This window comes from Nocardioides sp. ChNu-99 (genome assembly GCF_029493445.1).
In the GTDB taxonomy this organism is placed as follows: domain Bacteria; phylum Actinomycetota; class Actinomycetes; order Propionibacteriales; family Nocardioidaceae; genus Nocardioides.
Window position 1 is genome coordinate 1 of sequence record NZ_JAHWBL010000003.1, and the last position, 13,798, is coordinate 13,798.

Annotated in this window: 16 protein-coding genes; 6 read left to right on the top strand and 10 right to left on the bottom strand. The window is 74.3% G+C overall.

All coding sequences use genetic code 11. The annotated features are described in order from the left end of the window. Nucleotides 1-173: integrase core domain-containing protein (locus KK617_RS01815; RefSeq protein WP_277497804.1), on the top strand; the 173-nt coding region annotated here is incomplete at its 5' end. A 324-nt stretch (nt 174-497) separates the two neighbouring features. On the opposite strand, the gene KK617_RS01820 is transcribed toward KK617_RS01815, so the two are convergent. Beyond that, entirely contained in the window at nt 498-833 is a 336-nt protein-coding gene (locus KK617_RS01820) for a rhodanese-like domain-containing protein (protein ID WP_277497691.1), read from the bottom strand. Nucleotides 834-883: 50 nt separating this feature from the next. Next, the gene (locus KK617_RS01825) at nt 884-1,750 is read right to left on the bottom strand and encodes a DNA-formamidopyrimidine glycosylase family protein (protein WP_277497692.1); all 867 of its coding nucleotides are present in this window, start codon (nt 1,748-1,750) and stop codon (nt 884-886) included. Between the two features lie 110 nt (nt 1,751-1,860). On the opposite strand from KK617_RS01825, the gene KK617_RS01830 reads away from it, so the two are divergent. Next, entirely contained in the window at nt 1,861-3,063 is a 1,203-nt protein-coding gene (locus KK617_RS01830) for an ATP-binding protein (RefSeq protein WP_277497693.1), read from the top strand. 60 nt (nt 3,064-3,123) lie between these two features. Here the strand turns inward: KK617_RS01830 and KK617_RS01835 are convergent, their stop codons facing one another. Next, entirely contained in the window at nt 3,124-4,134 is a 1,011-nt protein-coding gene (locus KK617_RS01835) for a class I SAM-dependent methyltransferase (protein WP_277497694.1), read from the bottom strand. A 116-nt stretch (nt 4,135-4,250) separates the two neighbouring features. On the opposite strand from KK617_RS01835, the gene KK617_RS01840 reads away from it, so the two are divergent. Continuing rightward, nucleotides 4,251-5,039 carry a glycerophosphodiester phosphodiesterase family protein gene (locus KK617_RS01840; protein WP_277497695.1) on the top strand — a complete coding sequence of 263 codons (789 nt, stop codon included), beginning with the start codon at nt 4,251-4,253 and terminating at the stop codon, nt 5,037-5,039. A 64-nt stretch (nt 5,040-5,103) separates the two neighbouring features. Continuing rightward, nucleotides 5,104-6,051 (top strand): DUF5926 family protein, encoded by a 948-nt coding sequence (locus KK617_RS01845; RefSeq protein ID WP_277497696.1) that lies wholly within the window; start codon nt 5,104-5,106, stop codon nt 6,049-6,051. 295 nt (nt 6,052-6,346) lie between these two features. Here KK617_RS01845 and KK617_RS01850 read toward each other — a convergent pair whose 3' ends face one another. The 7 genes from KK617_RS01850 to KK617_RS01880 all read right to left on the bottom strand — a co-directional run bounded on the left by KK617_RS01850 (nt 6,347) and on the right by KK617_RS01880 (nt 12,370). Continuing rightward, the gene (locus KK617_RS01850) at nt 6,347-6,922 is read right to left on the bottom strand and encodes a TerD family protein (protein ID WP_277497697.1); all 576 of its coding nucleotides are present in this window, start codon (nt 6,920-6,922) and stop codon (nt 6,347-6,349) included. A gap of 92 nt (nt 6,923-7,014) precedes the next feature. Next, a complete protein-coding gene (locus KK617_RS01855; protein ID WP_277497698.1) occupies nt 7,015-7,776 on the bottom strand; it encodes an AIM24 family protein in 762 nt (253 codons plus the stop codon). Further along, on the bottom strand, nt 7,776-8,417 hold the full coding sequence (locus tag KK617_RS01860) for an AIM24 family protein (protein ID WP_277497699.1): 642 nt from the start codon (nt 8,415-8,417) through the stop codon (nt 7,776-7,778). Before KK617_RS01860 ends, KK617_RS01855 begins: the two co-directional genes overlap by 1 nt. Nucleotides 8,418-8,427: 10 nt before the next feature. Continuing rightward, entirely contained in the window at nt 8,428-9,045 is a 618-nt protein-coding gene (locus KK617_RS01865; protein ID WP_277497700.1) for an AIM24 family protein, read from the bottom strand. 112 nt (nt 9,046-9,157) lie between these two features. Continuing rightward, nucleotides 9,158-10,450: an adenylate/guanylate cyclase domain-containing protein gene (locus KK617_RS01870; RefSeq protein WP_277497701.1), complete on the bottom strand. Its 1,293-nt coding sequence runs from the start codon at nt 10,448-10,450 to the stop codon at nt 9,158-9,160. 14 nt (nt 10,451-10,464) lie between these two features. Further along, entirely contained in the window at nt 10,465-10,836 is a 372-nt protein-coding gene (locus tag KK617_RS01875) for a cyclic nucleotide-binding domain-containing protein (RefSeq protein ID WP_277497703.1), read from the bottom strand. Nucleotides 10,837-11,104: 268 nt separating this feature from the next. After that, nucleotides 11,105-12,370: an arginine deiminase gene (locus KK617_RS01880; protein ID WP_277497704.1), complete on the bottom strand. Its 1,266-nt coding sequence runs from the start codon at nt 12,368-12,370 to the stop codon at nt 11,105-11,107. Between the two features lie 127 nt (nt 12,371-12,497). Between KK617_RS01880 and KK617_RS01885 the strand changes: the two genes are divergently transcribed. Together KK617_RS01885 and KK617_RS01890 are read left to right on the top strand one after the other, a co-directional pair. After that, nucleotides 12,498-12,887 (top strand): DUF4446 family protein, encoded by a 390-nt coding sequence (locus KK617_RS01885; RefSeq protein ID WP_277497705.1) that lies wholly within the window; start codon nt 12,498-12,500, stop codon nt 12,885-12,887. A gap of 151 nt (nt 12,888-13,038) precedes the next feature. Then, entirely contained in the window at nt 13,039-13,788 is a 750-nt protein-coding gene (locus KK617_RS01890; RefSeq protein WP_277497706.1) for a GAF and ANTAR domain-containing protein, read from the top strand. Nucleotides 13,789-13,798 lie beyond the last annotated feature (10 nt).

A 13,798-nucleotide genomic window follows, 5' to 3' on the forward strand; every position in this document is an offset into this window, starting at 1 on the left:
ACCGCACCCTCGCCGACGGCTGGGCCTACGCCCGCCACTACCCCTCAACCCAGCAACGCGACGACACCCTCGAGACCTGGCTGCACTTCTACAATCACCACCGGCCCCACACCGCCATCGGCGGCCAACCACCCATCACCAGGCTGACCAACGTCCCTGGACATCACAGCTAGCGCGGCCACCTCAACCACCGGGCCAGCGCGCGGCCACCTCGACCACCGGGCCAGCGCGCGGCCACCTCGACCACCGGGCCCAGCGCGCGGCCACCTCGACCACCGAACCGGGAGCGGGGTGGCGCGCCAGCGCCGCGTCCCGACACGACGCCGCGTGCCGCCCTACTCCACCGCCATCTGCCGCGGTGCTGACGTCTGACGCGGTGCTGACGTGTCTGGGTGCGCCGCCTGACGCGTGTGCAGTAGCCCGGACACCGCGTTACACGGGCGGGCGACCGGCCACGGACCGGCGACGGTGCGGGCGGATCGACCCCGCCCGCTACCTCACGCCACGTACGGCGCGGCGTCGCCGTCGGCGACCACGGGGCGGCCGGCGGCCTCCCAGTCGAGCATGCCGCCGTCGAGGTTCACGACGTCGCGGCCCTGCTGCGTCAGCCACGCCACGGCCTGGCCGGAGCGGCCGCCGGCCTTGCACACGACGAGCGTCTGCTCGGTCGGCACCTCGTCGAGCCGGGCGGGCAGCTCGTTGAGCGGCACGTGGAGCGCGCCCTCGATGTGGCCGGCGGCCCACTCCGACGGCTCGCGCACGTCGAGCACGGGCAGGCCCTCGGGCAGCGGGTGGGGCACGCCGTCGATGCCGACGGTGGGGATGGAGACCATGCGGCAACGGTACGACCCGCGGGCCACCTCGGGCGGGCCAGGGCCGCGCCCTACTTCAGCAGCTTCGACATCCGCCGGTCGGCGAGCGGCTTGCCGCCGGTCTGGCAGGTGGGGCAGTACTGCAGGCTGGAGTCCGCGAACGACACCTCGCGCACGACGTCGCCGCAGACGGGACACTTCTCGCCGGTGCGGCCGTGGACCGCCAGGTTCGACTTCTTCTCGCCCTTCAGCTCGCTGGCGGCGAGGCCGCGCGAGCGACGGACCGCGTCGCCCACGACGGCGTCGATGGCGGCGAACAGCTGGTCGACCTGCTCCGGGGTCAGGCTGTTCGCCGGCTTGAACGGCGAGAGCCGCGCGGCGTGCAGCAGCTCGTCGGAGTAGGCGTTGCCGATGCCCGCGATCGTCGACTGGTCGCGCAGCACGCCCTTGACCTGCGCCCGCCCGGCCGCGGTGAGGATGTCGGCGAGCGTGTCCCGCGTGAACTCGGCCGACAGCGGGTCGGGCCCGAGCCGGGCGATGCCGGGGACGTCGGCGGGATCGCGCACGACGTACATGGCGAGGCTCTTGCGCGTCCCGGCCTCCGTCACGTCGAGGCCCGTGTCGTCGTCGAGCACGATGCGCGCCGCGAGCGTCGACTTCGTGCTCGGCCGCGGCGGCACCGCGGGCACCTCGTCGCGCCAGCGCACCCAGCCCGCGCGGGCCAGGTGCAGCACCAGGTGCAGCCCCCCGACGCCGATGTCGAGGAACTTCCCGTGCCGCGACACCCCCTCGACGAAGGAGCCGTCGAGCGCGCTCAGCGGCGGGTCGAACGTCTTCAGCGCGCTGAACGCCGCCAGGTGCACGGTCGCGACCGCGCGCCCCTCGAGCCGGCTGCTCAGGTCGAGCGCCAGCGCCTCCACCTCGGGCAGCTCGGGCATGGGCACGAGCCTAGTGCCGCACCCCACGTCGTACGCCGGACCGCGGCCGCCGCAGCAGGCTGCGGCGCGTCTCTACGAACGGGGCTAGACGCCCCGATACGTTCCTCGCCATGGACCCGGTGCGCAACCCCTACGCCCCCGGCGCCGGACAGCGGCCGCCCGAGCTCGCCGGCCGCGACCGCCAGCTGGAGCAGTTCGAGGTCACCCTCGAGCGCGTCGCCGCCGGGCGTCCCGAGCGCAGCATGGTGCTCTTCGGCCTGCGCGGCGTCGGCAAGACGGTGCTCCTCAACGCGCTGCGTTCCGCGGCGGTGAACCGGGCCTGGGGCACCGGCAAGATCGAGGCGCGGCCCGAGGTCAGCATCCGGCTGCAGGTCGCCCAGGCCGTGCACGCCGCCGTGCGCGAGGTCGCCCACCGCCACCGCGACCCCGACCGGGTGGACGAGGTCGCCGGCGTGCTCAAGTCGTTCGCCCTGGCCACCGGCCGCGGCGACCGCGCCGGAAGCCGCTGGGTGCCCGGCGCCCACCTCGCCGACGTGCCGGCTACGAAGGGCCGCGCCGACTCCGGCGACCTCGAGCTCGACCTGCTCGAGCTGTTCACCGACGTGGCCGCGCTGGCCCGCGACCTCGGCGTCGGCATCGGCCTGTTCCTCGACGAGATGCAGGACGTGCCGCTGCCCGAGCTGACCGCCCTGTGCGGCGCCTGCCACGAGATCAGCCAGCAGGGCGCCCCGCTGGTCGTCGTCGGCGCCGGCCTGCCGCACCTCCCGGCCGCCCTCGCGGCGTCGCGCTCCTACGCGGAGCGCCTGTTCGCGTACGTCGAGGTCGACCGCCTTCCGCGCGCCATGGCCGAGCGGGCCTGGACGGTGCCGGCCGCGGGGGAGGGCGTCACGTTCGAGCCCGAGGCGCTCGACGAGCTCTACCGCCTCACCGACGGCTACCCCTACTTCGTGCAGGCCTACGGCAAGGTCACCTGGGACGCCGCGGTCGCCGACCCGGTGCGCCTCGCCGACGTCCACGCCGCCGCCCCCGAGGCGGAGGCCGAGCTGGGCCGCGGGTTCTTCGGCGTCCGCTACGAGCGCGCCACCCCCGCCGAGCGCGACTACATGGTCGCGATGGCCGACCTCGCGCTGGAGACCGGCGACGGCCCCGTCGCCACCGCCGACATCGCGCGGCACCTGGGACGCAAGCCGCAGTCGCTCAGCCCCGCCCGCGACGGCCTCATCAAGAAGGGTCTCGTCTACTCCGCCGAGCGCGGCCAGATCGCCTTCACGGTGCCGCACTTCGCCCGGTTCCTCCGCGGCCGCGACGCCTGAGCCGCGCGCAGCTCGGCGCCCCGCACCGCAGCACCGGGCCCCGGTGGGGGTACGCCGCCCTCAGCCCCTGCGCCGCGCCTTCACCCAGCCGCCCGCGGCGCGCACGGGCGCGGTGACGCGCCACGACGTCGACCCGGTCATGGCGTCGACGCGGCGCTGCGCGTCGACCGCCGCCTGCCGGCAGGCCACGAGCGCGCGCCGCGCCTCCTCCAGCTCGCGCTGCACCGTGGCCAGGCGGGCCCGGCCCTCCTGGAGGTCGTCGCGCAGCTGCTGCTCCTGCGCCGACCCGTCCTTCGCGCGCGCGGCCGCCTCGGCGGCGGCCCGGCGGCGACGCGGCGAGCCCATCCCGTAGACGTCGACGAGCGCGCCGAAGAACTCGACCTCCGGCTTGCCGAGCAGGTCGGCCATGTCCTCGCGCAGGTGCGCCACCAGCGGGCCGGTCGCGTCCGGCCGGGCCAGGTAGAGCTTGTTGGCCGAGACCGCGAACGGTCGCAGGGCGCTGCTCGTCGCCAGGTAGTCGCGCAGGCCGGACAGCACGCCGAGCCAGTGCGGGTTGAAGATGTCGTCGAGCACCACGACGCCGTCGTCGACGAGGCACGCCTCGGCCAGCCGCAGGTCGTGGCACGTGATGCCGCTGGTGTGCCCGCCGTCGACGGAGAAGAGGCGCACGTGCCCGAACGTCTCCACCGCCCGGTCGGGGGCCACGTCGGTGCTCGAGCCCTGCACCACGACCACGCGGTCGGGGTCGGCCCACGCGGCGACGTTGCGCTCGAAGACGGCGCGGTCGCCCTTGCCCGACTGGTCGACGTTGAGGTGCTGGTCGTCGAAGACGTCGAGGGCCACGGCCCGCTCGTCGGGCCGCACGCCGTTGGCGAGCAGCAGGAACGACTTCCCGTGGTGCACGCCGATCTCGGCGACGTCGCCCTGCGTGCCGGCGGCGAGCTGGTGGCGCAGCAGCGAGGCGATCACCTCCGCCGACTCCGTCTCGAACCAGCCCGTGACGGCGCCGAGCCCCTCCTCGACGTACCGGCTGATCCGTCGTTCGACGGACGTCGTCCCTGCTCCCGACATGGGCCCCCCTCGTGTGGTCGCTGGCACCCGACCCTAGCGACCGCGCGCCCCGCCGCGCCGGGGACGACACGCCCCGGCGCGCCCGGCGGGCGGACGGGCGGGTTGACAATGGCGGGATGAGGCCGCTCGTCGTCGCCCACCGCGGTGCCACGGACGTGGCCGCCGAGCACACCCTCGGCGCCTTCGTCGCCGCCCTCGACGCCGGCGCGGACGGCCTGGAGTGCGACGTGCGGCTCACCGCCGACGGTCACCTCGTCCTCGTCCACGACCGGTTCCTGCCGCGCCCTGGTCGCCGCCCCGGCATCGTCTCCACCATGGAGCTCGCGGACCTCCACGAGCTCGACGTCGCCGCCCGCCACCGGCCCTGGACCGTCCTCGGCGACGAGGCGCCCGACCTCGACCCCGCCGAGCACGGCGTGCTGACGCTGCGCCGGCTGATGGAGGTCGCCGCCGACCACGCCCGCCCCGTCGAGCTGGCCATCGAGACGAAGCACCCGACCCGGTACGGCGGGCTCGTCGAGCGCCGCCTCGTCGAGCTGCTGCGCGACTTCGGCTGGGACGGCGCGGACGCCCCCGTGCGGGTGCTGAGCTTCTCCCACACCGCCCTGCAGCGGGTACGCCGGCTCGCCCCCGACCTGCGCGTCGTCCAGCTCTTCGAGCAGGCGCACTACTGGCCCGCGCTGCGCCGGATGATCGGCAGCGACTGGGGCGTGGGCCCCGGCATCGACGAGCTGAGCGAGCACCCCGGGCTCGCCGAGCGGCTGGCGCTGGGGCCGCACGAGGTGCACGTGTGGACCGTGAACGACCGCGCCCAGCTCGACCTGTGCCGCCACATCGGCGCCCACGCCGTCATCACCGACCGCCCGCGAGCGCTGCGGGAGCTGGTGGACGCCGCCCCGACGTGACCGCGCCCGACGCGACCGTGCCCGCCGGCGGCCCCACCGCGCCGCACGACCTAGGGTGGCCCGCATGGCGAAGCGCTCCCGCACCAAGGCCCGCGACCAGCAGACCACCCCCGGCGAGGTCGGGCCCCGGCAGCCCTGCCCGTGCGGCTCGGGCCGCCGCTACAAGGCCTGCCACGGCTCGCCCGACGGCCCGCCGCCCGTCTTCGTGCGCCGACCCTTCGAGGGCCTGGCCTCGGAGTGCGACCTCGTCGCGCTGCGCGAGCTCGTCCCGGCCGCGACCGCGCCCCTGACCCTGCGCGACGGGGGCGACCGCGAGGTCCTCCTCGCCACCCTGCTGCCCGGGGCCGCCCCGGCGTACGTCGGCGCGGACGGCCGCGTCGTGCTCGCGCTGCAGGTGCTCCACGGCTTCGGCGACCCGTCCCGCGACCTCGGGGCGGTGCTGACGGACGCGCTCGCCTACGCGGAGGCCGGCGACTCCGGCACGGTCGGGCTCACGAGCGACCCGGGCGAGGGCCCGCGGCTGCAGGACCTGCTGGTCGACGGCCCGCTCGACATCACGGTCCACCCGACGTTCGGCTACTGGGCCGACGTGGTGGACGACGAGTCGGGCGCCGTCGCGGCCGCCGCGGAGCAGGCCGACGCGCAGATGACGCCCACGCGGCGCCTGGAGAGCGTGACGGCGGCGTACTGGACCGACGTCCGCACCAAGGAGCACCTGCGCTGGGCCATGCCGCAGCCGGAGGACGAGCTGCTCGACGCCCTCGCCCGGCTGCACGCCGCGGGCGCCGACGAGGTGGCCGAGGGCTCGCGCCTCGTCGGGATGTTCCGCGCCCACGGCCTGCTGACCCCGGTGTGGGACCTGCCGTCGGGCACGGGCGCCGACGTGCTCGAGGACGCCGCCACCGCCTTCGCCGCCCGGCTCGACGACGCGCTCGCCGAGAGCACCCCGCTGACCACCGAGCAGCGCTCCGTGCGCTCCGCGCTGGCGGGCCGTCAGGTCACGATTCGCTGAGCGGAGACCGACCGATTTCCCGCGTCGTTGACGGCCGCCGCCCGTCTGGACCGGGATGCGGGACGTTGCCCGCGGAAGTTGCCTCGGGGCCCCGAGGTCAGTAGATTCACCCTCGTCCGGTCGTTGCTGTATCCCCCGTCAGCAGCGGCCGGACTTCTACATTTCCTCCCCGGCCCCCTCGTGCGCGCCGCAGCGGGAGACGCAGGAACCGGCGACCCCGACCGCGTGGGTGGGATCGCCGGCTCCTCCTCCGGTACGGCGGACGCCGCTCCGGTGGTGCGCCGGGGGCGCAGCCTCAGACGTTGACGCCGAAGTCCGACGCGATGCCGCGCAGGCCCGAGGCGTAGCCCTGGCCGACGGCCTTGAACTTCCACTCGGCGCCGTTGCGGTAGACCTCGCCGAAGACCATGGCGGTCTCGACGGAGGCGTCCTCGGTCAGGTCGTAGCGGGCGATCTCCGAGCCGTTGGCCTGGTTGACCACGCGGATGAACGCGTTGCGCACGGCGCCGAAGTTCTGGCTGCGACCCTCGGCGTCGTAGATCGAGACCGCGACGACGATGCGCTCGATCTCGGCGGGCACGGAGGCGAGGTTGGCCTTGATGACCTCGTCGTCGCCCTCGCCCTGGCCGGTGGTGTTGTCACCCGCGTGGTTCACGGAGCCGTCGGGGGAGGCGAGGTTGTTGAAGAAGATGAAGTGCTGGTCGGAGACGACCTTGCCGTTCGAGCCGACCAGGATGGCCGAGGCGTCGAGGTCGAAGTCGGCGCCGGAGAACGTGTTGACGTCCCAGCCGAGACCGATGTCGATGGCGGTGAGGCCGGGGGCCTCCTTCGACAGTGAGACGTTGCCGCCCTTGCTGAGCGAGACTCCCATTGCGGTTCCCTTCGCGTTGCGTGACCCGGGTCGGTCGACCCGGGTCTCCCTGGTGCCAGTTCTAACGGACCGGTGGGCACGGAAGTGCCCGTTCAGCGCCCGCCCTGCTGGGAGCGGGCGATCAACCGCTGCCCGAGCGCGCCGGCCGACTGCGCGTCGAGCAGGTTCGTGTGGCTCTCCACCGTGCGCAGGAGGGCCGCGTCGACGACGAGCTTCTCCGAGCTCTGCAGCAGGATCGTGCCGGCGCCGGTGAAGTCGTACTGGCGCTCCTCGCCGGACTCGCGCCCGAGCATCCCCTGTACCCCCGCCATGAACGACTGCGCCATCCAGTGGTGGTCGTAGTGCTGGCTCGGCGACGGGCAGTCCGACCAGCCGAGCAGCGCCTCGGGGTCGGCGCGGAACGGCGGCTCGACGAAGATGACGGGGCCGTTGGAGGAGGCCAGGAACTTGCCGGTGCCGATGAGGGTGACGAACCCCGGCACGATCGACTGCTTCAGCTCCAGCGTCGGGGCGAACCCCAGCAGGTTGGCCTGCTTGATCGTGAGGTTGCCGTCCTCCAGGTCGTAGGAGTTCACGTCGTGGCCGCGGTCGGCGACGACCACCTTGCCCTGACCGCTCGCGACGACCCACTCGTCGGCGTACATGGGGGAGGAGAAGCGGGCGGCGACCCAGCTGGCCCGCGACGCGTACTGGCTGACGCCGGCGAAGTCGACGTTGCCGTAGTAGGCGATCATCGCGCCCTTGGAGACGAACCACTCGCCCGCCAGCGCGATCGAGAACGCGTAGGGGTTGACGTTGTCGTCGGCCGGGAGGCTCTGGGCGTCGTACGACGCCGTGCCGAGTCCGTCGATCATCAGAACTTCTCCTCCGAGGCCTGGACGTGCACGACGCCGTGACCCGAGACGTGCAGCTGGAACGCCTCGCCCGAACCGCGGCCGATGAGGTCCCGCATGCCGAGCGACTGCTTGAGCTCGACCTGCAGCGCGCCGGTGTGCGCGACGTACGCCTGCGGGTCGACGCCGACGGTGTCCCCGTTCAGCTGGATCGGGAACGTGCCGCCGTGGGAGAGCAGCACGACCGTGCCCTGCCCGGACACGCGCGTGGTGAAGAGGCCCTGACCGGTCACGGCGCCGCGGGCCATCTGCCGCACGCCGCCCTGCCCGACCATCTCGATGCTGGTCTGCAGGTGGGCGTCGTGGACGAGGAGGCGGTCGGCCTCCACCACCATCGAGTCGCCCGTCAGCTGCACGACGGTCGTGTAGAGACCACGGAAGCCGTAGAGCACGGACCCGTCGCCCTCGGTGACCATCATCGCCGTCGACTCGCCCGCCAGCGCGGCGCCGACCATCGACCGCACGCCCTGGCCCTGGCCCGCGACGGGGCGGAAGGAGACCTGGCCGGAGTAGCCCAGCATCGAGCCCCGGCGGGCCAGCACGGGACGCGACTGCGTCACCGGCACCCGCACGACCTTGGAGTTGACCTGCTCGTACGTCACGACGCCCCCCTCAGCGCTCGGCCGGCTGGATGTAGACGCGCCCGTGGCCCTCGAAGCGCAGCGAGAACGGCTCGCCGCCGCCCTCCCCGACGAGCGAGCGCCACGTGACCCCGGAGACCAGGGACATCTGCAGCTGGCCCAGCCCCGCGACGTACGCGTCCGGGTCGACGACCACCGGCTGGCCCGGGGCGACGTCGAGCCCGATGAGCGGCCCGTCGGAGACGATGGCGAGCTGACCGGAGCCGCTGACCTTGGTGGTCGCGAGACCCTGGCCGGTCGTCATGCCGCGCAGGCCGGCGAACTGCACGTCGAGCTGCAGGTCGCGCGTCACCGCCAGCACGTGCTCCGACTCGACCGTCACCGTGTCGTTCTGCACGCCGATGACCGTCACGTCCTGCGCCTGGTAGGCGAGGTGGACGCGGCCGTGGCCCGTGCACTCCATGAGGGAGATCGACTCGCCGGCGACGCGCTGGCGGATCGCGGCCCGGAAGCCGCCACCCCCGCCCATGCCGGCGCTCTTGAACTCGACCTGGCCCTGGTAGGCGACCATCGAGCCGGACATCGCCCGGATCGAGTCGCCCGTGAGGTCCGCGAGCAGCACCCGCTTCTGGGCCACGAGCTGGGCCATCCGTTCCTCCTGCCGCCAGGCGCCCTGGCTCTCACGGCCCCGGGGGGCCCGTCTCGACGCACGTCACCGCACCCGCCACCACGACCCGCTCGGCCCCGAGGCCGCCGCGAGCCTAGCGTCCGGGCTCGGCCCTGCGCAGTACCCGACCGCGCACCCCGGGAAACCCCTTGAGGGTGGCGCGTCGGATGCGCCGGAAGCGGTAGGGCAGGTGGGCGGGAGCGGCCTCGCCCGTCAGCAGGGCGAGCGCCTCCTGCGCGTGGTGGCGCGCCTCGTCGGTCAGCTGCGCCGCGAGGCGGAGCACGTCGTCGCGCCCGCCCCCGTGGGGGTCCTCGGGGTCGTCGGGACCCTCGGGGTCGTCGGGGTCCTCGGGGTCCTCGGCGGCCGCGGCGAGGCTGGTGAGCACCTCCTGCAGTCCGCTGTCGACCACGACGGTGCCGGGGCGCGCGATGGACGTGAGCCGGGCCGCGATGTTGACGGTGCTGCCGTAGACGTCGCCGAGGCGGATGACCACCTCGCCGTACGCGAGCCCCGCCCGCACCTCGGGGAACGGGTCGTCGGCGTCGGCGCCGCGGGTGGTGAGCGCGAGGGCCACCTCGGCGGCCTGCACGGGGTCGTCGGTGACGAAGAGGATCTCGTCGCCGATCGCCTTGATCACCCGGCCGCCGCGGTCGGTCACCTCGGCCGTCGCGACGTCCTCGAACGACTCGATCCAGGTGACGAACTCCGGCTCCGAGAGCGTCCGGCTGCGGCTGGTGTACCCGACGATGTCGACGAATCCGACGGCCAGGTACGCCGTGGGGTCGCCCGCGCGGCTCGCGTCCGGGTCGGGCCCGGTCGGGGTCAGGATGCGGTTCGCGGCGCTGACGAGGTGCCGGCGCCAGATGTAGCTCTGCAGCACCTCCAGGCGCGGCAGCACCTCGTCGGTCAGCTCGGTGATGCGCTGGCCCGGGTCCTCCGCGGACAGCGCGAGGCGGGCCAGGAGGTCGGTCTGCCACTCGGCGAGCCGGGCGAAGCTGCGGCCCCACGTGCGCACCATGGCGGCCTGCGAACCCGCGTCGAGGATGCCCAGCATCACGAGGTCCCGGGCCAGGGAGAGCGCCTCGACGTCGGCGTCGGTGAACGCCACGTCGTCGTCGGCGTGGTGGGGGAAGCCGAGGCGGTGCCACAGCTCCTCGGCGAGGCTCAGCGGCACGCCCACGCGCTCCGCCACCTGCCGACGGGTCAGGTGCGGCTCACCGCCGAGCAGCCCGGTCTCCACCGCGCGCACCTGGGCGCGGACGTCGGGGACCTCACGGCCCTCGCCGACGTCCTCGACCTCTCCGACCTCGCCGACCTCTCCGACCTCGGGGTCCTCGGCGGCCTCGGGTGCGACGAGCGCGTCGAGGGGCTCCTCGGCGGGGGGCACGGGCCCGGGTGCGCTCAGCCGTCGTCGCCGACGCGGGCGGCCGCGGCGGCGCGGACGGCCTCGCCGAAGGCGGGCACCGAGGCGTCCAGCTTCTCGATGGCCTCCGGCGACAGGTGCACGACCTTCAGGCGGGTCAGCGCCACGATCGTCGCGCTGCGCAACGTGTGGTTGATGATCGCCATCTCGCCCATGATGTCGCCGGGGCCGAGGGTGGCGATCTCCGTGCCGCCCTTCCGCACCGAGACCTCGCCCTCGAGGATGACGTAGGCCTTGTCGGCGCCGGTGCGCTCGCTGATGGGCGACCAGCCCGCCGGCAGCGGGAGCGTCGTCCCGGCGGCCTTGACCTTCTCGATCTCGGCCGGGCTCAGGGCGTCGAAGACAGACATGTGGCTACCTCTCGCGTTCGCCGGCGCCGAGGTTCGGCGCCGGTCCTTGCTCCCCTCCGCCGGATCTTCGCGGAGCCCTCCGCCGGATCTTCGCGGAGCCCTCCGCCGGATCTTCGCGGAGCCCTCCGCCGGATCTTCGCGGAGCCCTCCGCCGGATCTTCGCGGAGCGAACGGTCGGTGTAAAGCAGTGTTCGCTCACAGCGACCGGTACCCGGCTGGTGCCGGGCGGGTCGCCGTCGGGGTCGCTGGCGGGTCGCCGGCGACCCGCTCAGGCGAGCGGCTCGCGCAGCACCGGGCAGCTCATGCAGCGCGGCCCGCCGCGGCCCGAGCCCAGCTCGGAGCCGGCGATCCGGACGACCTCGATCCCGGCCGCCTCGAGCCGGGCGTTGGTCTCGTCGTTGCGCTCGTAGGCCACCGCCACGCGCGGGGCGAGGGCGAGGGTGTTGTTGCCGTCGTCCCACTGCTCGCGCTCGGCGGTCACGGGGTCGAGGCCGGTGTCGATCTGGTGGAGGACGTCGATGCCCATGGCCCGTGCGGCCGCCACGAGGAACGGCTCGGGCGGGGCGACGGCCAGCTCCAGCGCCGCCTCGTCGGCGGCCCCCTCGGCCGCACCGGGCCCGCCGGCGAGGGTCACGGCGTGGGCGCGCAGGCTGTCGGCGACGTTGGGGTACATCACCACCTTGTCGACGTCGACCATCGTGCACACCGTGTCGAGGTGCATGGTCGCCCGCTCCTGCGCGATCGGCACGGCGAGCACGGTGTGGGCGAGACCCGCGAAGAAGGCCTGGCGCGCCAGGCGCTCGACACCCGCGGGGGTCGAGCGCTCGCCCACCCCCACCGCGATGACGCCGGGCGCGAGCAGCAGCACGTCGCCACCCTCGACGTACTCGTTGTGCCAGCCGTGGATGCGCTGCGTGCCCGCGAACCGCGGGTGCAGGCCGTAGATGAGCTCGGTCAGCTGCGTCTCCCGGGCGCGGGCCGGCATCGCGAGGCTCGTGACGGCCACCCGGTCACGCACCCACACGCTGGAGTCGCGGGTGAAGAGCAGGTTGGGCAGCGGGTCGACGAGGAAGTCGTCGGGCGCCAGCAGCGACGTCACGAGACCGTGGCCGCCGCGCACCTCGTCGTTGCGGATGCCGGCGGTGAGCGTCGTCGTCAGCTCCTCGGGGCTGGCGTCGGCGAGCGCGTCGGCGAGGTAGGAGCGCAGGGTGTCGCCGAGGTGCAGGCTGGTCAGCACCGAGGTGATGGCCTGCGCGCGGGCCTCGGGGCTCGCGAAGGTCTCGGTCAGCAGCTCGGTCAGGTAGAGCACCTCGACGTCGCGCGCCCGCAACGCCTCCGCGAAGGCGTCGTGCTCCTCCTGCGCCCGGCCGACCCACGGGATGCCGTCGAAGAGCAGCTTGTCGTTGTTGCGGGGCGTGAGGCGCTTCAGCTCGTTGCCGGGGCGGTGGAGCATCACGGTGCGCAGGCGTCCGACCTCGCTGTCGGCTCCCCACGCGGGTACGGCGGACGGGGCGGCGCTCGGCGTCGTGCTCATGCGCGCCAGCCTAGGGCGGAGCCGGGTTGGCGGTGGCGCGCCGTCGCCGGGGACGTGGACGACCCGGAGATGGGCATCGACCTCTACCTCGACTGAGGCGGGCCCTCCGGCCGCTAGGGTCGCGGGCGTGTGGATCGTCGCCGCCCTCGCCCTGCTCGTCGCCCTCGCCGCCCTCGGTACGGCGGTGGCGGCGCTGCGCCGTACCGCCCGTCCGGCGCCCGTCGAGGGCGTCCCGGCCGACGTGCTCGGCCTCCGTCAGGAGGTGGCGGCGCTGCGGGCCGAGGGGACCGGGGCGCTGCGGCACCTCGCGGTGGTGCGGTACGACGCGCACGGCGACATGGGCGGGCACCTGTCGTGGAGCCTCGCGCTGCTGGACGACCAGGGCCACGGCACCGTCGTGACCTCCATCCACGGTCGCAGCGAGGCCCGCACCTACGCGAAGACGGTGACGGGCTGGACGAGCGAGCAGCAGCTGTCCCCCGAGGAGCTCGAGGCGATCGGCGCCGCCCGGCCCTGACCCCCGGGTCGTCCCACCCGTCGGGGTGAGAACCGGCATCCGAGGGGTGGAGCATTTGCCTGCGCGGGTCGTCGCTGGGAAACTCCCCCCTGCGGTTGAGCAGGCAGCCGAGGGTGAGCTGTGCCCTGGTTTGCGGACGAAGGTGCTCGACGTGCGTGTCTCCGACCTGGGGCGCCGGATGGCGGAGCTGGCCCGGGAGCTCGACTCCCTGCGCAGCGTGGAGGCCGTCCAGGAGCACGTCGTCGCTGCAGCGGTCGACCTGGTCGAGTCCTGCACCAGCGCGAGCCTCGTGCCGTCCGCGCCCGCCGAGGGCCAGGCCAACCACGCCACCCCGGTCACCCCGGCGGCTCCCGTGCCCTCCGCCGTGACGGACCCGCGCCTGCAGGCCCTCGACGACCTGCAGCGCGCCCTCCGGGAGGGGCCGTGCGTGGACGTCGTCGGCGAGGTGGCACTGGTCCACTCCTACGACCTCGCTGCCGAGAGCCGCTGGCCCCGCTGGTCGGCCGAGGTCGTGCGCACCCTCGGGGCCCGGTCGCTGCTGAGCGTGCGGCTGCGGACCAACCGCGACCAGATCGGCGTGCTCACGCTCTACTCCGACGCGGTCGGGGGCTTCGACCACGAGGAGCGGGAGAGCGCGCAGGCCATCGCGGCGCACGGCGCCGTGGCCCTGGCCGCGGTCCGCAACGTCGACCGGATGCTCGAGGCGATGAACCGCCGCACCACCATCGGCGCCGCCATCGGGATCGTCATGGAGCGCTTCGACCTCGAGGAGGCGGTGGCCTTCGAGGTGCTCCGCCGGCTGTCGCAGGAGCAGAACCGCAAGCTCTTCGACATCGCCGAGGAGCTGGTGCGCGAGCGGCACGTCGAGGGGCTCGGCGCCCCCGCTCCCGCCGCCGACTGACGACTCGAGC

Bases quoted from the DNA above. Each gene is read 5' to 3' on its own strand.
- KK617_RS01820 (WP_277497691.1), bottom strand. From the start codon at position 833: ATGGTCTCCATCCCCACCGTCGGCATCGACGGCGTGCCCCACCCGCTG.
- KK617_RS01875 (WP_277497703.1), bottom strand. From the start codon at position 10,836: ATGTCTGTCTTCGACGCCCTGAGCCCGGCCGAGATCGAGAAGGTCAAG.
- KK617_RS01850 (WP_277497697.1), bottom strand. From the start codon at position 6,922: ATGGGAGTCTCGCTCAGCAAGGGCGGCAACGTCTCACTGTCGAAGGAG.
- KK617_RS01835 (WP_277497694.1), bottom strand. From the start codon at position 4,134: ATGTCGGGAGCAGGGACGACGTCCGTCGAACGACGGATCAGCCGGTAC.
- KK617_RS01845 (WP_277497696.1), top strand. From the start codon at position 5,104: ATGGCGAAGCGCTCCCGCACCAAGGCCCGCGACCAGCAGACCACCCCC.
- KK617_RS01825 (WP_277497692.1), bottom strand. From the start codon at position 1,750: ATGCCCGAGCTGCCCGAGGTGGAGGCGCTGGCGCTCGACCTGAGCAGC.
- KK617_RS01880 (WP_277497704.1), bottom strand. From the start codon at position 12,370: ATGAGCACGACGCCGAGCGCCGCCCCGTCCGCCGTACCCGCGTGGGGA.
- KK617_RS01830 (WP_277497693.1), top strand. From the start codon at position 1,861: ATGGACCCGGTGCGCAACCCCTACGCCCCCGGCGCCGGACAGCGGCCG.
- KK617_RS01855 (WP_277497698.1), bottom strand. From the start codon at position 7,776: ATGATCGACGGACTCGGCACGGCGTCGTACGACGCCCAGAGCCTCCCG.
- KK617_RS01840 (WP_277497695.1), top strand. From the start codon at position 4,251: ATGAGGCCGCTCGTCGTCGCCCACCGCGGTGCCACGGACGTGGCCGCC.
- KK617_RS01865 (WP_277497700.1), bottom strand. From the start codon at position 9,045: ATGGCCCAGCTCGTGGCCCAGAAGCGGGTGCTGCTCGCGGACCTCACG.